Here is a 22,044-nt window from a genome sequence, read left to right as displayed (position 1 = left end):
GCCCAGAATCGGGCAGCGCTATGCCGTTACGGCATTGGGTGCATTCGCTCGGCTGGCCCGCTTTCGCGCGCGTTCGGCAGTCGGAGAAAGCTGATCGCTCTGCTCCAATTTGGCCTGCTGCGAGTCGAGCCGTTTGCAGTAATTATTGAGGCCGATCTGCAATCCGATGATCATCAGCATGACCGGCTGATAGGCGATCCCCTGAAACAGGGCTCCGGTGATATAGACGAAGCTCGCCAGCTGAAGCGCGGTGGCGAACGGCGCGATCCATGCCTCGGCTTCGTCGCTCTTGTCCTTCCAACGCCGCCGGACGCGCTCCATCTGCCACACGCCCAGACCATGCAGCAGCAGCCAGATCGTGAGGCCCGGATAGCCTTGTTCGCCAAGCAGTTCGAAGATCGCCGAGTGGTAGGCGCGGCCTTCATCGACGACTTCGCGGAACTCGACCGAGGTCGTGTTGCCGACCTCTTCCTTGACCGGCATTTCATAGGTGAACCGGTTGCCGCGATAGGCATCGAAGCCGCCGCCCATTGGGTTTTCGGACGCGTAGTCGAGCGTCCAATTCCAAACGGCCACGCGGGTCGAAGCGCTTTCGTCGCCACCCGGCTCGGCAATCGTCGCCATACGCTCATAATAGCTTGGCGGAAGGAATGGCAGCGCAGTCATCCCAATGACGGCACCGGCTGCGAGGAACAGCACACGCCGTTTGATATAACGCAGCAGCAGCACGCCGAGCACAGCGATGCAGACGAGCCCGGTGCGCGCCTCGGTCCCCACCGGCACCAGCAGGCAGGCGAAGATCAGCAACACTGCAAACACCGTCACCGGCCATTGCGGTTTGTAGATCGTGCCGAACCGCGTGAACCACCAGACCATCGGCGTCAGCGCGATCGCTACCGTCGCCAGCGTAGAGCTTTCGTAAATGCCGCTATTGTCGTTGACGAAGAATTTGAGGTTCTCGTAGCCGCCGCCGCCCAGCACGGTTTTCATTCCCGTTCCGATCACGATGGTCGCAATCGACAGGACCAGGATCAGTGCGAGACCTTCCAACCGCGCACGCGTGGTCAGTGTGAAAGGCAGGAACAGTGCGAACAGCAGCGCCTTCCAGACCCACTCCCACTTATCCAGGGCAGGGATCGGGAAGTCGGCATTCTGCGTGGTCCACCAGCAATAGACCAGCAGCGCCAGAATCAATCCCTGCCGCAGCGTGAAGCGAACGCCTTCCTTGCGATCGAGCAGCAGCCAGCCGCCAAACGCCGCGCCGAAGGCGATGAACGAAACCGGGATAGTCTGGATAATCGCATAGCCGATCCGCTGCGGCGCGATGATGTCGATATAGACATACAGCAGCACCCACAGAAACGGGCGGCGCAATCCGAGCACCAGGACAAAGCCGATAAAGGCGAGGAAAGCGAGATCGAGCATCAGGCCTTCTTTTCTGCGCTACCGCTTACGCTGCTTGAGCGCACAGGCTCATCGCCTTGCGCAGCCTCACGGCGGCGCGCGTTGCGTCCTGCAACGCTCGCGTCCTTACGCCTTTGCGCAATCGCGTCCCTTATGTCGCCAATAAGCGGATCATTATCGAGGCCATCACGCCACACCAGGCGCAACAGCGCGATGGCCATAAGGCCATGTCCTAGGGCGAGGGCGAAATAGTCGATCATAGCTCTGTCTATCCGGCAGACGCTGTCGCCCGCTCTATCAGGGGCATTAGACAAAGGCAGTTGACGGGCCGTTAAGCACATTCGTGGCAAAGGCCGAGGCATGACACGGGTTCTGCACGTCCTCGACCATTCGCTGCCGCTGCATAGCGGCTACACCTTTCGCACGCGCGCGATCCTGAAGGCGCAGCAGGCTCTTGGGCTGGAAGTGCGCGGGATCACGGGGCTGCGGCATAGCGGCGAGGGAACATCCAGCGTCGAAACCGTTGACGGTCTCACATTCCACCGCACGCCGGGTGAAGCCTCGGGCCCGCCGGGAGTAAGCGAAGCGCGCGAAATGGCCGCGCTGTCTGCATCGATCCAGGCGCTCGCCAAGGACTGGCGGCCTGACATTATCCACGCGCATTCCCCGGCTCTTTGTGGAGGAGGCGCATGGCGTGCCGCGAGCGCTCTCGGCGTGCCGCTCGTCTATGAAATTCGTGCCTTCTGGGAAGATGCTGCCGTCGGCAACCGCACCGGAACCGAAGGCTCGGTCAAATACCATCTGACGCGCGCGCTGGAGACTCAAATCGTGAAACGCGCCGATGCGGTGTTCACAATCTGCCAGGGCCTTCGCGACGACTTGATCGAACGCGGTATCAATCCCGGCAAAATCGGTATCATGCCCAACGGTGTCGATCTGTCGCTGTTCGGCGATCCACCGCCACGCGACGAGGCGCTGGCTGGAGGGTTGGCCATCGGGCCCGACACGCCGCTGATTGGCTATATCGGCAGCTTCTACGCCTATGAAGGCGTGGACGACCTGATCGCCGCAATGCCGCACCTCCGCCGCGAGCAACCCGATGCGAGGCTGTTGTTGGTCGGGGCTGGCGAGATGGACGCCGAATGGCGCGCAGCTGCTGCAAAGCTGCCTGAACCCGAAGCGGTGATCTTCACCGGCAGGGTCCCCCATTCCGAAGTCGAACGCTATTATTCACTGATCGACGTGCTCGCCTATCCGCGCAAGCACTCGCGCCTGACAGATCTCGTCACACCTCTCAAACCGCTCGAGGCGATGGCGCAGCGCCGAATCGTCGCCGCTTCGAATGTCGGCGGGCACCGCGAGCTGATGAAACACGGCGAAACCGGTTTTCTGTTCGCGCCCGACGACCCCGCCGCCTGCGCTGCTGCTCTGCATGAAGTGTTCGAAGCGCGCGGCGAGTGGGATGCAATTCGCGAACGCGGCGTCGCTCATGTGCGCGCCAGGCATGACTGGGCAGCCAATGCCCGGCGTTATCAAGACGTTTACCATCTCTTGCTAGCCAATGTTAATCGCGGGGATGGGCGTGCCGCCCTCACCGCACCAGCCTAGGTTTAGTAGCGCTGGTTCAACAGGGTAGGAACGAGGGGCAGCATGCTTTTCAGCAGGTCCGCAAATACCGAGTTTAAGATGCGCCGCCGCAACCGGTTGCCGATTGCCGCGCATCCGTTTTTCGTGCCCGCGCTTACGGTCTGGGGGGCTTCCCTTTCCGGGCTTATCGTCATGGTTCTACCCGCATCGATCATCAATCAGATAACCACGGCCTCCGCTCTCGGGGTGCTTGACGGTTTCGCCCGCTATTTCTTCGCCGGGCTCGCCGCCGCTCTTGGCGGCGCATTCGGATTTTTTGCCGCGACCAAATGGCGCGACCGTCTACCGGGTCGCTCGGAAGCGCTGATCGACCGCGCCGCCGATCATGTGCGTCCGATTGACCCGGCGTCCGAACTGGGCAGCGAAAGTCTCGACGCGCCGATTGACGAGGAGCCTGTCGAAACTGAGCAAGTTGAACAGGAGCCGGTAGCCGAAGACGAGCCGGTGATCGACGAGCCGGAAAACACTGAAATTGAAGAAACACTCGAGCTGGGTGCCGATCTGGAAGCTACTCCAGAGCCTGCCCCTGAGCCCGTCGAAGGGCCGGCGGAGGAACCTGCTCAGGTTGATCCACTGGCGAACGAGCATCTCGAGCCAGCCAGAGAGGCGGCTGAAACTGAGACGCCTGAACCCGCCAGCCGCCTTCCGCTCCGTCGCCGCCGCAATCGCGGTAAGCAACTTGAGCTGGTGCAGGCGCTCAGCGATCACCGCGCTCGCCAGACTGCGCTGAACAAGGACCACCTCGACCTCAGCGAGTTTACGCAGCTTGCAGAGAAGAGCCGCGCTGCAAGCCCGCCCAGAAAGCCAACCGCAGTCGAGACGCTTCGCGCGGTTCCGCCGCAGGATCTAAGCCTCGTGCAGATGGTCGAGCGGCTTGCTGTCGCGCTTCACGAACGTCAGGAAGTGGCGCGCAACCGTCCGCCAGCCGAACAGGCAACCGAGCGCGACGCCGCACTCGCCGAGGCTCTGAAGGCACTTTCCGTCTTCACGGAAAAAGGTCTCGCGGCCAACGACAAAGCTGCAACGCTGGCCGAATCACAAGCGGGCGAATCCGAAGATGGCACCGAACGCGAACTGCGCGAGGCTCTGGGCAAACTTCAGACAATGCGCGGAGCGGCCTGACCTCCTCCCCACACAGCAGGGCGCGAATCGTGCAACATGGCGCTTGCTTGAATGCAGTCCGCGCAATCAAGCCAAAGCCCAGCCATACTCAAGTGAAATAATACTTCACTCTTCGCGGTTGCAAAATCGCGTTCCTGTCGGCATGAGAGTTTCGAACGTGCGCGGGTGCTCCTTTGGGGCATGCTCCCCGCTCGACACTCTGCCGCTGAGTGCTCCCTCGTCATAGCGCGAGCCGGGCCGCACCCTCCGGCATCTGACAGGATGGAACTTTGCCATGGTGGGTCATCCCGCTCCCCAGGGTCTCTACGACCCGCGAAATGAACATGACGCCTGCGGTGTTGGCATGGTCGCTCATATCAAGGGCGAGAAGAGTCATGCCATTATCGAGCAATCGCTTGAGATTCTTGACAAACTCGATCATCGCGGCGCGGTGGGTGCCGATCCGTTGCTGGGCGACGGCGCGGGACTTCTGATCCAGATTCCCGACCCACTGATTCGCCGCTGGGCCGATGACAATGGGCACGATCTGCCCGCGCCGGGCGACTACGCGGTGGCCATGTGCTTCATGCCGCAAGACGAAGCGGCGCGCACATTCGTGGCGGAGCGATTCGAGAAATTTGCTGCGAAGGAAGGCCAGCGCTTCATCGGCTGGCGCGATGTTCCGGTGACCCTCGACGGACTTGGCGATGCCGTGATCGATTCGATGCCGGTCATCCAGATGGCAATGATCGCCCGCGGCGAAGGCTGCGCCGATCAGGACGCGTTCGAGCGGAAACTGCTCGTGATCCGCAAGCAGGTTCAAAACCCGCTCGAGCAGCTTGCCGAAAAGCATAATCTGCCGGGTCTGACGGACACGTACCTGCCCAGCTTTTCGACCCGCACCATCGTTTACAAGGGGCTGCTGCTCGCAGGGCAGGTCGGCAGTTTCTACGATGATTTGCGCGATCCCGATTGCGTATCGGCGCTCGGCCTCGTGCACCAGCGCTTCTCGACCAACACTTTCCCGAGCTGGCGCCTCGCGCACCCATTCCGCCTGATTGCGCATAATGGTGAGATCAACACCAATCGCGGCAATGTGAACTGGATGAATGCGCGCCGCCGCACGATGGAAAGCGATCTGCTCGGCGTTGATCTGGACAAGATGTGGCCGATCATTCCGCACGGGCAATCGGACACCGCTTGCCTCGACAACGCGCTCGAGCTGCTGCTCGCGGGGGGATACAGCCTTGCCCATGCGATGATGATGCTGATCCCCGAAGCGTGGAACGGCAACGCGCTGATGGATCCGGAACGCCGCGCGTTTTACGAGTATCATGCCGCTTTGATGGAGCCGTGGGACGGCCCTGCCGCCGTGTGCTTCACCGATGGCCGCCAGATCGGTGCAACTTTGGACCGCAACGGCTTGCGCCCCGCGCGATTCTGCGTGACCAAAGACGATATCGTCTGCCTGGCTTCGGAAAGCGGCGTGTTGCCCTTTGCCGAGGAAGACATCACCCGCAAATGGCGTCTGCAACCGGGCAAGATGCTGCTGATCGACCTTGAACAAGGCCGCATCATCGAAGACGAAGAGTTGAAGGCCGATCTCGCGGGTGCGGAACCCTATGCAGACTGGCTCGAAAGGGCCCAGTTCAAGCTCGAAGATATTCGCGAAATCGAACCGGAGCTTTCGGAAATTCCCGAAAGCGAAACCACCCTGCTCCAGCGCCAGCAGGCGTTCGGCTACACGCAGGAAGACATCTCGCGCTTCCTCGAACCGATGGCGGTCAAAGGCGACGATCCGATTGGGTCGATGGGCACCGACACGCCGATTGCCGTCCTGTCGGACAAGGCGCGGCTGCTCTACGACTATTTCAAACAGAACTTCGCGCAGGTCACCAACCCGCCGATCGATCCGATCCGCGAAGAGCTGGTGATGAGCCTGATCTCCATGATCGGCCCGCGTCCCAACCTGCTTGGCCGCGATGCCGGTACGCATAAGCGGCTAGAAGTCGAACAACCGATCCTCACCAATGAGGACCTCGCCAAGATCCGCTCGGTTGAAGCAGCACTAGACGGTGCATTCCGCTGCGAAACGATCGATATCACGTTCGACGCTGAGCAAGGCGTTGAGGGGATCGAGCTCGCGATCAAGGAAATGTGCTGGGCCGCGACCGAAGCGGTGCTGCAGGACCAGAACATCCTCGTCCTGTCGGATCGCGGGCAGAATGAAGGCCGCGTGCCGATGCCTGCATTGCTGGCCACGGCTGCTGTGCACCATCACCTCGTGCGTCAGGGTCTGCGGATGCAAACCGGCCTGGTGATCGAAACCGGTGAAGCGCGCGAAGTGCACCATTTCTGCGTCCTCGCAGGCTACGGCGCGGAAGCGATCAACCCCTATGTCGCGTTCGAAACGCTCGAAGACATCCGCCGCAAGAAGCACCTCGAACTCGACCCGCGCGAGGTGCAGCAGAACTATATCAAGAGCATCGGCAAAGGCATTCGCAAGGTCATGTCCAAGATGGGCATTTCGACCTACCAATCCTATTGCGGCGCGCAAATCTTCGATGCGGTTGGCCTGTCGTCGGACTTTGTCGAGAAGTACTTCACCGGCACAGCCACCACCATTGACGGGATCGGGCTGGAGCAAGTCGCCGAGGAAAGCGTGCGACGCCACGCGCAGGCCTATGGCGACAACCCGCTCTACGCAAACATGCTCGATGTTGGCGGCATCTATCAATACCGCCTGCGCGGCGAGGAGCATGCATGGACGCCGGAAAACGTCGCGCAATTGCAGCACGCGGTGCGCGGCAACGATCACACAAATTACGAGGAATTCGCCAAGTCGGTGAACGAGCAGTCCGAGCGGCTGCTTACCATTCGCGGGCTGATGGAATTCAAGAACGCTGAAGAGGCCATCCCGCTCGACGAAGTCGAACCGGCGAGCGAAATCGTCAAACGGTTCAGCACCGGGGCGATGAGCTTTGGCTCGATCAGCCATGAGGCGCACTCGACGCTTGCCGTCGCGATGAACCGCATCGGCGGGCGTTCGAACACCGGTGAAGGCGGCGAAGAACCGTTCCGTTTCCAGCAAATGGAAAACGGCGATTCGATGCGCAGCCGGATCAAGCAGGTGGCCTCAGGCCGCTTCGGCGTGACCACCGAATACCTTGTCAATTCCGACGATATCCAGATCAAGATGGCGCAGGGCGCAAAGCCCGGTGAAGGTGGCCAGCTGCCTGGTCACAAGGTCGACAAGCGGATCGGCGCGGTGCGGCACTCGACGCCGGGCGTGGGCTTGATCTCACCGCCGCCGCACCATGACATCTACTCGATTGAAGATCTCGCGCAGCTGATTCACGATCTCAAGAACGTGAACACCGGTGCGCGTATCTCGGTGAAACTCGTCTCCGAGGTCGGAGTCGGCACGGTCGCAGCGGGCGTTTCAAAAGCACGCGCCGACCATGTGACGATTTCCGGCTATGACGGCGGAACTGGCGCTTCGCCGCTGACCAGCCTGACCCACGCCGGTTCTCCATGGGAGATCGGCCTCGCCGAGACTCAACAGACGCTGTTGCTCAACGATCTGCGCAGCCGGATCGCGGTGCAGGTCGATGGCGGGCTTCGCACAGGACGTGACGTCGCAATCGGCGCGCTGCTTGGCGCAGATGAGTTCGGCTTCGCGACCGCTCCGCTGATCGCGGCGGGCTGCATCATGATGCGCAAGTGTCACCTCAACACGTGTCCGGTCGGCGTCGCGACGCAGGACCCCGAGCTGCGCAAGCGCTTCACCGGTCAACCCGAACATGTGGTCAATTACATGTTCTTCGTCGCCGAAGAACTGCGCGGCATCATGGCCGAGCTGGGTTTCCGGACGGTCGAGGAAATGGTCGGCCGCGTCGACCGCCTCGATATGACCCGCATGCACCGGCACTGGAAGGCGCGCGGGATCGATCTGTCACGCTTGCTGCACAAACCAGAGCTGGCCGAAGGCGCACCGCTGCACAACACCGAAGTGCAGGATCACGGCCTTGGTGCGGCAATGGACAACGCGCTGATTGCTGACAGTCAGGAAGCAATCACTGCGAAGAAGCCTGTCCAACTGGATTATGAAATTCGCAATGTGAACCGTACCGCTGGCGCAATGCTCTCTGGCGAGATCGCCAAAGCGCATGGCCACGAAGGCCTGCCGCCCGACACAATCCGCGTCAATCTGACCGGCGTTGCCGGGCAAAGCTTCGGTGCGTGGCTGGCTCACGGCGTCACGCTCGATCTGTCGGGCGATGCCAACGATTATGTCGGCAAAGGCATGAGCGGCGGACGCATCATCATCCGCCAGCCCGAAGCTGCCAACCGCAATCCGGGCGAAAACATCATCGTCGGCAACACCGTGCTGTACGGTGCGATCGCGGGCGAAGCCTATTTCAACGGTGTCGCAGGCGAGCGTTTCGCGGTCCGCAATTCCGGGGCGATTGCCGTAGTCGAAGGCGCAGGCGATCACGCTTGCGAATATATGACCGGTGGTGTCGTCGTGGTTCTCGGCCAGACCGGACGCAACTTCGCCGCAGGAATGAGCGGCGGCGTCGCCTATGTGTACGATCCGGACGGCAAGTTCAGCGATTTGGTGAACCACGCGCAGGTCGATCTGCTGCCGATCTCCGGCGAAGCTGACCTTGATGAAGGCACTGGCCGTCCGCAGCAGCGTTCGCGCTCAGTGCACAATTTCGGAATGGGCGACATGCTGCGCCACGATGCTGAGCGCCTGCGCATCCTGGTTGAACGCCATCAATTGCACACCGGCAGCGAGATCGCTGGCGCATTGCTGGCCGACTGGAACGCTGCGCTGGGCCACTTCGTCAAAGTCATGCCGCGCGATTACAAGCGCGCGCTCGAAACGCTCGAGGCCGAGCGCGAAGAAGCCGCCAGCGTGGCAGCGGAATAAGATCTAGGGACGCAAAGAAGAACAATGGGCAAGGACACCGGATTTCTCGAGCTGGATCGGCGCGAACGCGATTATCTCGATCCCAAGGAACGGCTGAACAATTACCGTGAATTCGTCGTCCAGCCGGATGATACAACGCTATCCTCGCAGGCTTCGCGCTGCATGGATTGCGGGATTCCGTATTGTCACAACGGCTGTCCGGTGAACAATATGATCCCGGACTGGAATCATCTGGTCTACGAAAACGACTGGCGCAACGCGCTCGACGTGCTGCATTCGACCAACAATTTCCCCGAATTCACCGGTCGCATCTGCCCTGCCCCGTGCGAGGCCAGCTGCACGCTCAACATTGTCGACCAGCCGGTGACGATCAAATCGATCGAATGTGCGATTGTCGATCGCGGATGGAAAGAAGGTTGGGTCGAGCCGCAGATCCCCGAGAAAAAGACAGGCAAGTCGGTTGCAGTGGTCGGCTCGGGGCCAGCAGGCATGGCTTGCGCTCAGCAGCTCGCGCGCGCTGGCCACAGCGTAACCCTGTTCGAAAAGAGCGACCGCGTTGGCGGATTGCTGCGCTACGGCATTCCCGACTTCAAGATGGAAAAGCACCTGATCGCCCGCCGCTGCCTTCAGATGGAAGCCGAGGGTGTTGAGTTCAAAACCTCGAAGGAAGTCGGCGTCGACGTTTCGTTCAAAAGCCTTCAGGAAAACTTCGATGCGATCGTGCTTTCCGGCGGATCGGAGGATGCGCGCGGGCTCGCTATCCCCGGAGCAGAAATGCCAGGAGTGCGGTTGGCGATGGAATTCCTGACCCAGCAGAACAAGCGCAATGCTGGCGACGATGAAATGCGCGCCGCGCCGCGTGGGAGCCTGCTTGCGACGGACAAGCATGTCGTCGTGATCGGCGGCGGTGACACTGGAAGCGATTGCGTCGGCACCTCCAACCGGCAAGGCGCGAAGAGCGTCACCCAGCTGGAAATCATGCCGAAGCCCCCTGAGAAGGAAGACAAGGCGCTCACCTGGCCCGATTGGCCGCTCAAACTGCGCACGTCATCGAGCCATGAAGAAGGCGTCGAGCGCGACTGGGCTGTGCTGACTAAGCGCGTGATCGGCGACGGCGAGACCGTGACCGGCCTCGAATGCGCGCGGGTCGAATGGGTTGATGGGCAGATGCGCGAGATCGTAGGCAGCGAATTCACCATTCCCGCCGACTTGATCCTGCTGGCGATGGGCTTTGTCGGACCGAAAAAGGCAGGATTGCTCGAACAGGCGGGCGTCGAATTGACTGGTCGCGGCAATGTCGAAGCCAACACCGAAGACTATTCCACCAGCGTCCCCGGCGTCTTTGCGTGCGGCGATATGCGGCGCGGCCAGAGCCTGGTCGTCTGGGCAATCCGCGAAGGTCGCCAAGCCGCGCGTGCAGTCGACGAAGCGCTGATGGGTGTGTCCGAATTGCCGCGCTAGGGCGCAATTCCAACCTCCTGCTGACGGAAAACCGCACAATTGCGGCTTCGCTGGGCTGTGGCCCATTGCGTTTTTCCTTCGAAAGCGCCGTATTAGGATAATATTATCTTACGTTTGGGAGACGGTGTTCACCACGCGGTCGGTTGCCACACTGAATCGAATGGGATCACCAAAACAATAAAGTGGCCACGCGGTTCGGGCGCAGAGACCACTGGAGAATACACTATGCCGGTTTCGCTGGCCCATTCACGCAGCATCCCTGAATTTCGTGCGATTGCCCTTGCAGCAATCGGCACCGCTTCATTCGCTTTCGCCAATCCGGCAATGGCCGAAACCGAATCGTTGGCCCCATTCGATGCAGCCGACCTAGGTGTAGAGTTCGACAGCGAGTTCGAACGAGCGACAAGCGCCGATGATGCAGCCAGCCGAATTCCTGTCCTGCCGCAGGATATCGAGAATTTCGGGCCCGCTGCGGAGATTGGCTCGGTTTCATCCGTTGCTCCGCTGGTGGCGTTGCAGGGCAAGGCGCTTATCCCTACCGGCCCGCCAAAGCCGTTCAGCGCGCGCCTGGTCGTATCGCAATTCGTGGATGCGCCTATCGCGGGCGATGCCGATGACACCATCCGCTATAGCGGCCGCGCCGATGCCTATATTGATATCGGCGGAAGCAATTTCGGCCTTGATGACAGCTGGACGATCACTTTGCGCCCCGAATTCACCTGGGGTGAGACATCGAATGGCGAAATCGGGCTAATCCCGAACAACACGGCTCTTTTCCGTCCCGAAGGCGCAGGCGATTTCGATCTTTCCGCCAGCATTTCAAAGCGCTGGAAGTCGGGCACGAAGCTGACAATTGGCAAGATCAACATCCTCGACATCTCGGGCATGCTGCCGATTGTCGAAAGCGACGGTCATTACGGTTTCCAGAATCTCGGCCTCGCGCTTCCACCGACGGCTGTTGTCCCGAACACAATGACCGGCGCACAGCTCGAGATCCCGACCAAGAATTTCATCTACCGGTTCTGGGTGTTTGACCCGGATTCGCAATATGAACGCACGGGGTTCGAAACCGCCTTCGAAAGTGGCGTCGCATTCATGGCGGCTGCGGCCTACAAAGCCCGCATCGGCAAGATGCCGGGAATCTACAACGTTGCCCTCGTCGGTTCGACGCGAGACAGTTTCGCGGTCGACATCCTGCCGCGCGCGCTGACGCCGCCGCCGCAGCCAATCGGGACCTTCGGCAATGAAAGCGGCGAGCTTGCGCTGCAATTGTCGGCCTATCAGTTCATCAAACTGTATCCAGAGGCTCCGGGCAAAGGCTGGGGCATCCTCGCGCGTTTTCAGGCGTCACGCGGCGACCCGACCTTCCTCGACTATTCGGGCTATTTCGGCATCTCCGGCAACCCGCGCAAGCGCCCACAGGACCGCTTTGGCCTCGCCTATTTCCAGTATTCGCTGACCGATGAGTTGGTCGACGACATCGCGTTCCGCCTGCCGATCGAAGACGAACGCGGCGTCGAAGCGTTCTACACGGTCGGTTTTGCCAAGGGCTTCGAACTGACCGTCAACGCGCAAGTGATCGACAGCGCGGTCGCCTTCCGCGACACTGGCGTTCTGGTAGGCGCGCGGCTTACGGCGGCGTTCTGAATGAAGCGCGCGGCCCTTTGCCTTTTGCCGTTGGTGCTTGTCGCCAATAGCGAAGCAGAGCCCGAAACTGCCGAGGCAGAATCCTCGTCCGAATTCATTGGCCGCTACGATGGCAGCTCGTTCGAAACGGCGATGGGGATGGAAATCCACGCCGACGGCACATTCGGCTGGGGCGTTTCCGTCGGTGCGCTCGACATGCGTGCCAGAGGCACTTGGCGGCAGGAGGGCGATTTCATCTACCTGACAAGCGATCCCAAGCCGGTCGAGCCGGAGTTCAAATGGTCGGGGATGGAATCGACCGGAGCCACTCCCGAGGACACACCTTTCCTTCGCGTCGTCTGGGGCACCAACGGCAAGGAGTTCCAGTATGCCGATGCTGAGCTGACATGCGAGAATGGCGAGCGGTTTTATGATCAAGTTCACCGAGACGGCTATCCCTCGATAGAGGCACTGGAATACACCGACCCGCTGCCCGTCGACCAGGACCCACGCCAATCGTGCGATGTCCCGGACACCGTGGTCCTCGTTCAAAGCATCCACCGCATTCGCTCGAAGCCGTTCAAACTCGCCGATCTCGGTTGGGAGGCGGGCCAGACCGTTCAGTTTGCGTTTCACCCCAATGATATGGGCGTGGCGGACTTCACCGGGGTAACCGGCTATCTGGAAGATGGAATGCTAAAACTGGTCGGGGCGGAATGGCCGCTGGAAATGCGCAAACTGCCGAGTGAATAGGCGCTATTTGATCACCGGATGTTCGGGCGGCGGTAAATCCACTCTTATCGATCATCTCGAAGCGCGCGGGCATAATGTGGTCCACGAGCCTGGCCTGCGCATCATCAGGGGCGGCGGTCCGGCGCCTTGGGAAGATCGGCTGGGATTCTTCGAAGCAGTGACTGCCTTGTCGCTCGCCGACCTCGACAGCCCCGTTTCGCCCGACTCTCCGACATTCTTTGATCGCGGACTTTTGGACGCTCTTTCTGGCCGCGCCGGGCGCGAGAAGGTGCCGCTCGCAAGCCTTATGCCGCCACCATTTCCCTATGCGCAGCGGGTGTTCTTTGCGCCGCCATGGCCGGAGATATTCGAACAGACCGAAGAACGTCCGCATTCATTCGAAATGGCGCGGGACGAAGCACAGCGATTGCGGCGCGACCTGGCAGCGCTGCAAATCGAGACGGTTGAGCTTCCCAAAATATCTGTCGAGGAACGTGCTGACTTGGTGCTGTCCTTGGCGACCTAACCCTCGCCGCCAGCACAAGTCACGCATGTCGCAACGCTCGGATCGTGCTCCAGCCGCGCCTCGGCGATTTCCTCTCCGCACTTGGCGCAATAGCCCCATTCGCCCTCGTCTAACCGCTCAAACGCCGCTTCAATACGAAGCCGTTCCTGAGCGCGGCGGCGCTCTTGCGCCTGCGCCATCGCCTGCTGCTGCATCGCGTCCATCCGCGACAGTCGCCCGACGCTATCCTGTTGCAACTCGACGGTATCGCGCGAATCAGCATTGGCGGCGTCTTCCTCAGCCAACTGCGCTTGCCGTTCGAGCAGAGCTTTTCGCGCTTCGTCCTCAGTCATTGCAGCGACCAGTCGACCGCGCCGCAGCCATTCGCTTCGAGAAAGACGTTGGTCTGGCTGAAGGGACGCGAGCCGAAGAAGCCACCATGCGCGGAGAGCGGGCTGGGATGCGGCGATGTCAGTACGAGGTGATGATCCCCGCTACCAAGCGCCCGCACCCGGCCACCCTTCTTCTTCGCATGGCTACCCCATAGGATGAAAACCGTGGGATCGCCGCGTTCGGCGACCGCCGCGACAGCCGCATCGGTGATCGCGTCCCAGCCGCGCCCGGCATGACTTCCAGCATTGCCCGACTGCACCGTCAGCGTGTTGTTGAGCAGCAGCACGCCCTGCTTCGCCCAAGGGGTAAGATTGCCAGTCGCTGGCCGAGCGATACCGCAGTCACTCTCCAGCTCTTTGTAAATGTTGACGAGCGAAGGCGGCACTTTGACCCCATCCTGCACGGAGAACGCCAATCCGTGCGCCTGACCCGGCCCGTGATACGGGTCCTGTCCCAGGATCACGACTTTCACCTTATCCAGCGGCGTCATCGCCAGCGCCGCGAGCCTTTGCCCGCGCGGCGGGAAGATCGTCTTGCCCGCATCCTCCTCGGCTCGCAGCCATCCACCAAGCTTGCGTGCCTCGGGCGTCGTCAGCGCCGGTTCGAGCGCCTCGCGCCAGCTTTCTGGGATGTCGTCGCTAGCCATAGCTCACAGAGTTACACCGCGACGCATCAAAGGCGCGAGTGTCCCCTTCCCCTCTTTCCCCAATGCTCCTACAGCGTCGGACCAATATGACAGTGCATTTTCACGAAGAAGACCTGCCCGAAGGCGTGCTGACCGGCACATCTGACCTTGCAGTCGACACCGAAACCATGGGCCTGATCACGCATCGCGATCGGCTGTGTGTGGTCCAGATCAGCGATGGGTCGGGCGATGAGCACCTTGTGCGCTTTTCACCGGGCAGCACCTATGAGGCGCCCAACCTGACCACGATCCTTGCCGACCAAAGCCGCACGAAGCTGTATCATTTCGGCCGGTTCGACCTCGCGGCGATCCAGTATTATCTCGGCGTCACAGCTGGCCCGGTGTTCTGCACCAAGATCGCCAGCAAGCTGGTGCGGACCTACACAGATCGCCACGGGCTCAAGAACCTGACCGACGAATTGCTGAACGAAAGCATTTCCAAGCAGCATCAGAGCTCCGATTGGGGCGGCCCGGTTCTGAACGACGCGCAGCGCGACTATGCCGCGTCTGATGTGCGGTTCCTCCACCGTCTGCGCGATGAGCTAACCGTACGACTCGAACGCGAAGGCCGGATGGAGATCGCTCAGGCCTGTTTCGATTTCCTCCCGACCCGTGCACAGCTCGACATCGCCGGTTGGGCCGAGCACGACATCTTCAGCCACGCGTAAGGCGAGAGGAGCCAGACCGCGCCGCCATGGTCATCAAACGCCGCATCGAAACCTCTGAAGCGAAAGCGCTGCGTAACCAGCGTCAGCATTTTGCTGCGCCCGGCGGTTCGCATGATCGGTTGATCGGGTTTCTGGGTAGAGTGCTCCCGATGCTGGTAGGGGTGGTGGCCGCCTTGATGGTGATCACGCCTTTGTCCCCGCGCGGCGAAGTCAGCTTCCTGCTCGATCGCAACAAGGTCGCAATGATCAACGAACGGCTGAGCGTCGACAATGCAATGTACCGGGGCCGCGATGACACGGGCCGACCGTTTTCGATTACGGCGGGTGAAGCGGTGCAGCGTTCCAGCGCCGAAGGATTGGTTCGGATGGACGATCTGATCGCGCAATTGCTGCTTTCCGATGGCCCGGCGCGGATCAGCGCGCCCGGCGGCACCTATGACCTCGACGAAGAAGTGGTCGATGTCGATGGATCGGTCAGGCTGACCGCCGCCGATGGTTATACGATGACGGCAAGCGGCGTATCGGTCGATCTGGATGCCCGTACAATGCAAGGCGACGATGGGGTCGAAGGCGAAGTGCCCGCAGGAGCGTTCTCTGCCCGCGCCATTCGCGCCGATCTCAACGCGCGCACTTTGGCACTCGAAGGGAATGCCCGGCTTTCCATGGTTCCGGGGGAATTGAGGGTTCCGTGATGACGATAAACAACCACACGCACTCGCATACGCGCCGCAAGCCTCTGCGCTTGATCGCTCTGGGCTGGGCCGCAGGCGGCTTTGCCCTGACCGCAGCCCTTGCCGGCGGGATTGGTCTTCAGGCGCAATCGATTGCTGCCCACAATTCGCGGGCACCCGTGAACTATGCCGCCGACCGGATCGAGCTGCAGGACCGGCAGAACCGGGTAGTTTTGTCGGGCAATGTAGTCATCAACCAGGCTGGCCTTCGTGTGCAATCGGCGCGCACTCTGGTGAATTATGACGATAGCGGTGAACTGCGGATCGATCGGATCACCGCGACCGGCGGAGTCACGCTGACGCGCGGCGACGAACGCGCGAGCGGCGATGTCGCAATCTACGATTTCAACCGGCGGATCATCACCATGGCTGGCAATGTCCGGCTGCGGCGCGGGACGGATACGCTCAATGGCGGGCGTCTGGTGATCGATTTACGCTCCGGCCTGTCGAGCGTCGATGGCCGCGCTTCGGGCAATTCTGTGCCGGGTTCGACCGAAAGCAGCGATGGACGAGTAACCGGCAGCTTCTCAGTGCCACAAGGTGATGAAAGCGAGTAGGACTAGCGCCGCTCAGTAAGCGTTTTCGTGCGTCAAGACCCACACAGTCCTGAACAGGATCGCGATGTCGCGACGCAGAGACCAGCTTGAGATGTATTCCAGGTCCGACTGCAAACGATCGGTCAGATCTTTCTCTTGCTCTGTCGCACCGCGGTGGCCGCGAACCTGCGCGAGACCCGTGAGGCCGGGCTTAAGCGAGTGGCGCTTCCAGTACCGGCTGTCGACTTCCCAGAACAGCTTGCTGTTGGCGCGGCTACCCAGCGCATGTGGGCGCGGACCGACCACGGACATATCGCCCTTCAGCACGTTGATCAGCTGCGGCAGCTCGTCGATGCTGGTACGGCGGATAAAGCCGCCGATCCGGGTGATGCGATCATCCTCACGAGAGGTTGATTGCGCACCGTCCTGATCGAGCTTTTCCTGACGCATGCTGCGGAATTTGAGCATGTCGAAGAACTGGTTGCCGCGCCCGAGGCGCCGCTGGATGAAGAGGACTGGCCCACCATCCTCGAGCTTGATCGACAGTGCAATAATGAGCAGCAGCGGCGACAGAACGATCAATCCCGCCAGCGCTGCAGAAAAGTCGAAACCACGCTTCATCATCCGGGCGCGCAAGCCCAGAGGCCCTGTCGAAACCACCAGCGTGGTCCGTTCCTGGCCTTCATAGCGATGCACTCCGACCGCGCCGAGCGTGTGCGCAGGTTCACTCACGATCTCTCCGTAAACGCCCGTCGATTTGAGCAGAAATGCCCAGGCTTCGCGGTGCTCACGCGGGCAGCTTACGACCACCTGATCCTGATTGCGCAGCAGCTTGCCCAGCCGGTCCAGCATGAAAGGATCGTGGCTGGTCGGATCGAGTTCGTATTTCGCAGCAGAAATTGTGGTGCATTTATCAAGCGAAAACGATGGGCCGCCATCGTCGATCACCAGCTGGTTGCGAACCCGGCCATCCCAGTAGCGATCAATGATCATCGGCACGATGCGACGGAATGCGACCAGCGCCAGCGCAGCGAAGAGCAATCCCAGCGTGACCGAAATCCGCGAGAACTGCGCATTCGACTTAGTGTAGAAGGCCACAAAGTTCAGCAGGCCAGCCGATATGACAAGCGCGATCAGCGCCTTGCGCGCAGCGAATATCCAGTCGCTCAGCACCCGCACGCAATAGGTCGAATTGTAGAGCGCAATGGTGAAAAACACCGGCAGCATGGTCTGCGCTGCGAGCATGGTGCTCTTTTGCCACCACACGCCTTCGTAAACGAGCGATGCAAGCGCGAACCCGAGATGCAAAAGCACCGCATCGATCAACAGCATGAGCACATAAGCACGCAGTCGCCGACGCTCACGCGAGGGCGCGATCTTGCTTTCGACAATGTCGGGCTGAACCGCAGTGAGCAGTGGCCCGGTCTGGGTGTTCATGCAGCGCTGTTCCTACGTGGCCTGACCCACGTATTTTTCCTTAAGCACAGATTCACTGCGAAAGGCGAATTTTTTGCGACTGCGAAGAGAGTTTTCCCGATAAATCGATTACCGTTTTGCGGCGAACCGAGCGATTTGCGCGAGATCCTGCGCCAAAAGCAGCTCTGCCGCCTGGCTGTTGGCAAGCAGCGTTCGGTGAAGCTCGATCAAGCGCGGAATCAGGCGGTTAAGCTTGGGATGGCTCCAACGCCCGAGCTGCAAACGAATATCGCGTTCCTCGCGCCAGAATATACCGAGCTGCGCTTTCTCGCCTTTGCCGAGATTGTCGAGCGAACCGCGCGGCCCCAGTTTGGCGCTGATCTGCGCCAGCTGCGCCGCGCGCCGTTCGAGCGCGAGAAGCAATCCGACCGGGTTCAGGCCTAATTCGCGCATGCGGCGGATTTCCTTGTCGAGGCGTCCAGTCTCACCGCCCATCACCGCGTTGACGAGGGGTTGGAAACCGTCCTCTTCGGTGGACGCGCCTATCTCCTCGTATTCCTCGATCGACGCGGTCTTGGGGACAAGCGGATCGGCATCACAATACAGCGCCAGCTTGGTCACTTCCGATTGAGCGAGCCGCACATCGAGCCCTGCACCGCGCGCAATACGCTCGGCGAGATCACCGCCCAGGCGCAATCCGGCCGAGTCGGCCATGGCCCGGACCGAAACGGACACCGATTGCAGGTCGGGTGGGTAGAACATTGCCACCAGCGCATCGGCGCGCTTTTCGAGCAGTTTGGCCGTGCGCGATTTGTCTGTGGCAGAAGTCGCGACGATCAGAACCGGCGCCGCATCACCCGCCCCCGCTTCGCCGGTTTCGATCAGCGCCTTGACCGCGTCATGCGCTTCATCGCCGTTTGCCCGGACAAGGATGTGACGCTTGTCCCCGAACAACGAATCCGACCGAGCTTCATCGCCAAGCATCGCCGGGTCCTTGCGCAGGTCCGCACCTGACACATCGACCCTTTCGCCCGCATCGGGCAGCCCTTTGATGATCGCGTTGGCGGCGGCGGACGCACCGGCTTCATCCGGGCCGCAGAAAAAGAAGATCGAGGCCTGTCCGGCATTGCGCGGAACGCCGCGGGCAAAATCCCTCTGGGTCGCCTTCACTGGCTCGCTTGACCGTTGGTGTGATCGCGCAGGGTGAGCGCGATGCGGGTTGCCATACGGTCGGCCACTTCCTTGGCGAGGTTTTCAAGCGCGGTCTGTTCGGCGGCTATGGTAGCGTATTCGCTGGAGACCACGTCGATCCCAGCATCGGCCCCGGCAGTCGCGTCGAGCAGGATTTCACCGGTGGCAAGGTCGATCAATTGATAGCGCGCGCGCAAGATGCGGCGTTCGCGGCTGATCGTGTCATCGTTGAGCACGCCCAGCGCTTCGAGCGCATCGTCAAGCCGCACATCGAGCCGGTAGGCGGGCGAGGCGTCTCCGGCGACTCCAAACCTGTTCTGCAGTGCATTGCGGACCAGCCAGCCATCACGTCCCGGTATCGCCGGGACATCGACCGCCGCGAGGCCTTGAGCGACGGCAGATGCGCTGCCTCCCGCATACATCGGCTGCAGCCCGCAGGCCGAGAGCGCGAGCAGCGCGGCAGAGGCAAACAGTACGCGCATCAGGTAACGATATTGACCAGTCTATCAGGCACCACAATCACCTTGCGAACTTCCACTCCATCAAGCGAACGCTGAACCTTCTCGCTGGCGAGCGCAAGCGCTTCGAGGTCTTCGTTGGAAGCTCCCTTGGGCGCGGTGAGCGTGTCGCGCAGCTTGCCCTTGTGCTGGATAGCGATGGTCACTTCATCTTCGACCAACATGGCCGGATTGTGCTCAGGCCATGCGGCGTCAGCGATCAGATCGCTATTGCCGAGCTTGGAGTGCGCTTCTTCCGCGAGGTGCGGCATCATCGGGCTGACCATGTGCAGGATCGCACGGATCGCGAAATTGCGACTTTCACTGGATTCCGCCTTTTCCGCCGCGCCGGTCAATTCATAGATACGCGCGACCGCTTTGTTAAAGCCGAGCGCTTCGATGTCCTCAGCCACTGCAACGATTGTCTGATGCGCCTTGCGGGCGAGCGGTTTGTATTCGCCCGTCGCATTCGGATCGTAAGCGTCGAACAACCGCCACAGCCGCTGGACGAAACGCCAACACCCTTCAATCCCGCTTTCGGACCATGGCAGGTCGCGTTCGGGCGGGCTGTCGGAGAGCATGAACCAGCGCACCGCATCGGCACCGTAATTGGCGATGATGTTGTCCGGGTCGACGACGTTCTTCTTCGACTTCGACATCTTGACGACGCGACCGGCAGTAACCGGCTTGCCGCCCTCAACCGTGATCCAATCGGCTCCATCCTTGCGGACTTCATCTGGTGACAGCCAGCTGCCATCGCCAAGCGCATACGTCTCATGCGTCACCATGCCCTGCGTAAAGAGCGCTGCGAACGGCTCTTTCACGTCAAGCTTGCCGATATGCGCCAAGGCCCGCGTCCAGAACCGTGCGTAGAGCAGGTGCAGGATCGCGTGCTCGATCCCGCCGATATAGTGCTGCACCGGCATCCATTTGGCGACTTCTTCGGGGTCGAACGGCGCATCCGCAGGCTGGCTGGCAAAGCGCAGGAAGTACCATGAGGAATTGGTAAAGGTGTCGAGCGTGTCGGTCTCGCGCCGCGCATCGCCGCCGCATTTGGGGCAAGAGGTCTTGCTCCATGTAGGATGGCGTTCGAGCGGGTTGCCCGGTGTCTCGAAGTCGACATCATCGGGTAAGGTCACCGGCAGCTGGTCCTTGGGCACAGGCACCACACCGCATTTGTCACAATGGATGAACGGGATCGGCGTGCCCCAATAGCGCTGCCGCGAAACGCCCCAATCGCGCAGCCGCCAAACGGTCGTGCCTTCGCCCCACCCGCCGCTTTCGGCGCGCTTGATCACTTCGGCTTTGGCATCCTCAACACTCATACCGTCGAGGAAGTCGGAATTGACGATCACACCATCGCCCGGTTCCGCTTCGCCGCCCATCGGCGCGTCGGCCTGTGAAGGATCGCTGGCGACTACGCGTGCAATCGGCAGTTCGTATTTGGTCGCAAATTCGAAGTCGCGCTGGTCGTGCCCCGGCACACCCATGACCGCGCCGGTGCCGTAATCCATCAGCACGAAGTTCGCGATGAACAGCGGCATCGCCTCGCCAGTGAAGGGATGGCGTGCGGTGATATCAGTGCGGAAGCCCAGCTTTTCGGCGGTTTCCAGCTCGGCAGCGGTCGTTCCGCCGCGCTTGCATTCTTCGATGAATTCCACCGCGTCGGGATCATCCGCAGCGACGCCCTGCGCGATCGGGTGATCGGCAGCGACCGCAACAAAGCTTGATCCAAAGATCGTGTCGGGCCGTGTGGTGTAGACCGGCAGCTTCTCGCCGTTCGAAAGCTCGAAGCTGAACTCCAGACCCGACGATTTGCCGATCCAGTTCTCCTGCATCAACCGCACCTTGTCCGGCCAGTCTTTAAGGTCGCCCAGCCCGCTCAGCAGGTCTTCGGCAAAGTCGGTGATCTTGAGGAACCACTGATCAAGCTTGCGCTTTTCGACTTCGGCGCCGGAGCGCCAGCCCTTGCCGTCGATCACCTGCTCGTTGGCGAGCACGGTCATATCGACCGGGTCCCAGTTCACTTCCGACTGCCGGCGATAGACCAGGCCCGCTTCATACATGTCGATGAAAAGCGCCTGTTCGTGGCCGTAATATTCCGGATCGCAGGTGGCGAATTCGCGGGTCCAATCGAGTGCAAAGCCGATCCGCTTCAGCTGCGCCTTCATCGCTTCGATGTTGGAGCGGGTCCAGCTGCCTGGATGGACTTTCTTTTCCATTGCCGCGTTCTCTGCCGGCATGCCGAAGGCGTCCCAGCCCATCGGGTGCAGCACTTCATGGCCGCGCATCTTCTTGTAGCGCGCGAGCACGTCGCCCATCGTGTAGTTGCGCACATGCCCCATATGGATGCGCCCCGACGGATAGGGGAACATCTCAAGGATGTAGCTCTTGGGCTTGTCGCTGTTGCTGTCGGCGGTGAAGGTCCCGGCCTCGGCCCACGCGCGCTGCCAGCGCCCGTCAGCCTGCGACGGATCGAAACGGGTGTCGGTCATGGAAAGCTCGCTAACGC

Annotated in this window: 18 protein-coding genes; 10 read left to right on the top strand and 8 right to left on the bottom strand. The window is 61.2% G+C overall.

The annotated features are described in order from the left end of the window. Positions 1-18: 18 nt before the first annotated feature. Positions 19-1,425, bottom strand: a complete 1,407-nt coding sequence (locus Q0837_RS16025; protein WP_298471084.1) for a DUF5935 domain-containing protein — start codon at positions 1,423-1,425, stop codon at positions 19-21. Continuing rightward, on the bottom strand, positions 1,425-1,625 hold the full coding sequence (locus tag Q0837_RS16020) for a hypothetical protein (RefSeq protein WP_298471082.1): 201 nt from the start codon (positions 1,623-1,625) through the stop codon (positions 1,425-1,427). Before Q0837_RS16020 ends, Q0837_RS16025 begins: the two co-directional genes overlap by 1 nt. A 139-nt stretch (positions 1,626-1,764) precedes the next feature. Here Q0837_RS16020 and Q0837_RS16015 point away from each other — a divergent pair, with 139 nt between their 5' ends. From Q0837_RS16015 to Q0837_RS15985, 7 genes are all read left to right on the top strand, one after another. Continuing rightward, complete coding sequence (locus Q0837_RS16015; RefSeq protein ID WP_298471080.1) at positions 1,765-3,012, top strand: TIGR04063 family PEP-CTERM/XrtA system glycosyltransferase; 1,248 nt, start codon at positions 1,765-1,767, stop codon at positions 3,010-3,012. Positions 3,013-3,090: 78 nt separating this feature from the next. Continuing rightward, complete coding sequence (locus tag Q0837_RS16010; protein ID WP_298471078.1) at positions 3,091-4,173, top strand: hypothetical protein; 1,083 nt, start codon at positions 3,091-3,093, stop codon at positions 4,171-4,173. A 277-nt stretch (positions 4,174-4,450) separates the two neighbouring features. Then, on the top strand, positions 4,451-9,091 hold the full coding sequence (gene gltB / locus Q0837_RS16005) for a glutamate synthase large subunit (RefSeq protein WP_298471811.1): 4,641 nt from the start codon (positions 4,451-4,453) through the stop codon (positions 9,089-9,091). A gap of 24 nt (positions 9,092-9,115) precedes the next feature. Then, positions 9,116-10,552, top strand: a complete 1,437-nt coding sequence (locus Q0837_RS16000) for a glutamate synthase subunit beta (RefSeq protein WP_298471075.1) — start codon at positions 9,116-9,118, stop codon at positions 10,550-10,552. A gap of 225 nt (positions 10,553-10,777) precedes the next feature. Next, the gene (locus Q0837_RS15995) at positions 10,778-12,199 is read left to right on the top strand and encodes a carbohydrate porin (protein ID WP_298471073.1); all 1,422 of its coding nucleotides are present in this window, start codon (positions 10,778-10,780) and stop codon (positions 12,197-12,199) included. Next, positions 12,200-12,931, top strand: coding sequence for a hypothetical protein (locus tag Q0837_RS15990; RefSeq protein ID WP_298471071.1), 732 nt, complete (start codon positions 12,200-12,202; stop codon positions 12,929-12,931). It begins immediately after the preceding gene. Continuing rightward, positions 12,924-13,436 (top strand): AAA family ATPase, encoded by a 513-nt coding sequence (locus tag Q0837_RS15985; protein ID WP_298471069.1) that lies wholly within the window; start codon positions 12,924-12,926, stop codon positions 13,434-13,436. The genes Q0837_RS15990 and Q0837_RS15985 overlap by 8 nt, the downstream gene beginning before the upstream one ends. Here Q0837_RS15985 and Q0837_RS15980 read toward each other — a convergent pair. Both Q0837_RS15980 and ung read right to left on the bottom strand, forming a co-directional pair. Further along, positions 13,433-13,768 carry a TraR/DksA C4-type zinc finger protein gene (locus tag Q0837_RS15980; RefSeq protein WP_298471067.1) on the bottom strand — a complete coding sequence of 112 codons (336 nt, stop codon included), beginning with the start codon at positions 13,766-13,768 and terminating at the stop codon, positions 13,433-13,435. The two genes, Q0837_RS15985 and Q0837_RS15980, sit on opposite strands and share 4 nt — an antisense overlap. Next, a complete protein-coding gene (ung, locus tag Q0837_RS15975) occupies positions 13,765-14,454 on the bottom strand; it encodes a uracil-DNA glycosylase (RefSeq protein WP_298471065.1) in 690 nt (229 codons plus the stop codon). Before ung ends, Q0837_RS15980 begins: the two co-directional genes overlap by 4 nt. Before the next feature lie 86 nt (positions 14,455-14,540). Between ung and Q0837_RS15970 the strand changes: the two genes are divergently transcribed. Genes Q0837_RS15970 through Q0837_RS15960 form a run of 3 tightly spaced genes read left to right on the top strand, consistent with a single transcriptional unit; the run spans position 14,541 to position 16,449 of the window. Further along, positions 14,541-15,161, top strand: coding sequence for a ribonuclease D (locus tag Q0837_RS15970; protein WP_298471063.1), 621 nt, complete (start codon positions 14,541-14,543; stop codon positions 15,159-15,161). A 26-nt stretch (positions 15,162-15,187) separates the two neighbouring features. Next, positions 15,188-15,853, top strand: coding sequence for an LPS export ABC transporter periplasmic protein LptC (gene lptC / locus Q0837_RS15965; protein WP_298471040.1), 666 nt, complete (start codon positions 15,188-15,190; stop codon positions 15,851-15,853). Continuing rightward, a complete protein-coding gene (locus Q0837_RS15960; RefSeq protein WP_298471039.1) occupies positions 15,853-16,449 on the top strand; it encodes an LptA/OstA family protein in 597 nt (198 codons plus the stop codon). Before lptC ends, Q0837_RS15960 begins: the two co-directional genes overlap by 1 nt. Before the next feature lie 12 nt (positions 16,450-16,461). On the opposite strand, the gene Q0837_RS15955 is transcribed toward Q0837_RS15960, so the two are convergent. The 4 genes from Q0837_RS15955 to leuS all read right to left on the bottom strand — a co-directional run bounded on the left by Q0837_RS15955 (position 16,462) and on the right by leuS (position 22,027). After that, entirely contained in the window at positions 16,462-17,865 is a 1,404-nt protein-coding gene (locus tag Q0837_RS15955; RefSeq protein ID WP_298471038.1) for a sugar transferase, read from the bottom strand. 108 nt (positions 17,866-17,973) lie between these two features. Then, entirely contained in the window at positions 17,974-19,014 is a 1,041-nt protein-coding gene (gene holA, locus Q0837_RS15950; protein WP_298471036.1) for a DNA polymerase III subunit delta, read from the bottom strand. Continuing rightward, on the bottom strand, positions 19,011-19,517 hold the full coding sequence (gene lptE / locus Q0837_RS15945) for an LPS assembly lipoprotein LptE (RefSeq protein WP_298471035.1): 507 nt from the start codon (positions 19,515-19,517) through the stop codon (positions 19,011-19,013). The genes holA and lptE overlap by 4 nt, the downstream gene beginning before the upstream one ends. Continuing rightward, positions 19,517-22,027 (bottom strand): leucine--tRNA ligase, encoded by a 2,511-nt coding sequence (gene leuS, locus Q0837_RS15940; RefSeq protein WP_298471034.1) that lies wholly within the window; start codon positions 22,025-22,027, stop codon positions 19,517-19,519. The genes lptE and leuS overlap by 1 nt, the downstream gene beginning before the upstream one ends. Between the last annotated feature and the right edge of the window lie 17 nt (positions 22,028-22,044).

This window comes from uncultured Erythrobacter sp., from assembly GCF_947499705.1.
GTDB lineage: Bacteria > Pseudomonadota > Alphaproteobacteria > Sphingomonadales > Sphingomonadaceae > Erythrobacter.
The sequence above is the reverse complement of the archived record's forward strand: the minus strand, read 5'-3'. Positions and strand labels throughout refer to the sequence as shown.

What these genes read in the sequence shown, in the direction of transcription:
- Q0837_RS16025 (WP_298471084.1), bottom strand. Translation starts at nt 1,425, where the DNA reads ATGCTCGATCTCGCTTTCCTCGCCTTTATCGGCTTTGTCCTGGTGCTC.
- Q0837_RS16020 (WP_298471082.1), bottom strand. Translation starts at nt 1,625, where the DNA reads ATGGCCATCGCGCTGTTGCGCCTGGTGTGGCGTGATGGCCTCGATAAT.
- Q0837_RS16015 (WP_298471080.1), top strand. Translation starts at nt 1,765, where the DNA reads ATGACACGGGTTCTGCACGTCCTCGACCATTCGCTGCCGCTGCATAGC.
- Q0837_RS16010 (WP_298471078.1), top strand. Translation starts at nt 3,091, where the DNA reads ATGCGCCGCCGCAACCGGTTGCCGATTGCCGCGCATCCGTTTTTCGTG.
- Q0837_RS16000 (WP_298471075.1), top strand. Translation starts at nt 9,116, where the DNA reads ATGGGCAAGGACACCGGATTTCTCGAGCTGGATCGGCGCGAACGCGAT.
- Q0837_RS15995 (WP_298471073.1), top strand. Translation starts at nt 10,778, where the DNA reads ATGCCGGTTTCGCTGGCCCATTCACGCAGCATCCCTGAATTTCGTGCG.
- Q0837_RS15990 (WP_298471071.1), top strand. Translation starts at nt 12,200, where the DNA reads ATGAAGCGCGCGGCCCTTTGCCTTTTGCCGTTGGTGCTTGTCGCCAAT.
- Q0837_RS15980 (WP_298471067.1), bottom strand. Translation starts at nt 13,768, where the DNA reads ATGACTGAGGACGAAGCGCGAAAAGCTCTGCTCGAACGGCAAGCGCAG.
- ung (WP_298471065.1), bottom strand. Translation starts at nt 14,454, where the DNA reads ATGGCTAGCGACGACATCCCAGAAAGCTGGCGCGAGGCGCTCGAACCG.
- Q0837_RS15970 (WP_298471063.1), top strand. Translation starts at nt 14,541, where the DNA reads ATGACAGTGCATTTTCACGAAGAAGACCTGCCCGAAGGCGTGCTGACC.
- lptC (WP_298471040.1), top strand. Translation starts at nt 15,188, where the DNA reads ATGGTCATCAAACGCCGCATCGAAACCTCTGAAGCGAAAGCGCTGCGT.
- Q0837_RS15960 (WP_298471039.1), top strand. Translation starts at nt 15,853, where the DNA reads ATGACGATAAACAACCACACGCACTCGCATACGCGCCGCAAGCCTCTG.
- Q0837_RS15955 (WP_298471038.1), bottom strand. Translation starts at nt 17,865, where the DNA reads ATGAACACCCAGACCGGGCCACTGCTCACTGCGGTTCAGCCCGACATT.
- lptE (WP_298471035.1), bottom strand. Translation starts at nt 19,517, where the DNA reads ATGCGCGTACTGTTTGCCTCTGCCGCGCTGCTCGCGCTCTCGGCCTGC.
- leuS (WP_298471034.1), bottom strand. Translation starts at nt 22,027, where the DNA reads ATGACCGACACCCGTTTCGATCCGTCGCAGGCTGACGGGCGCTGGCAG.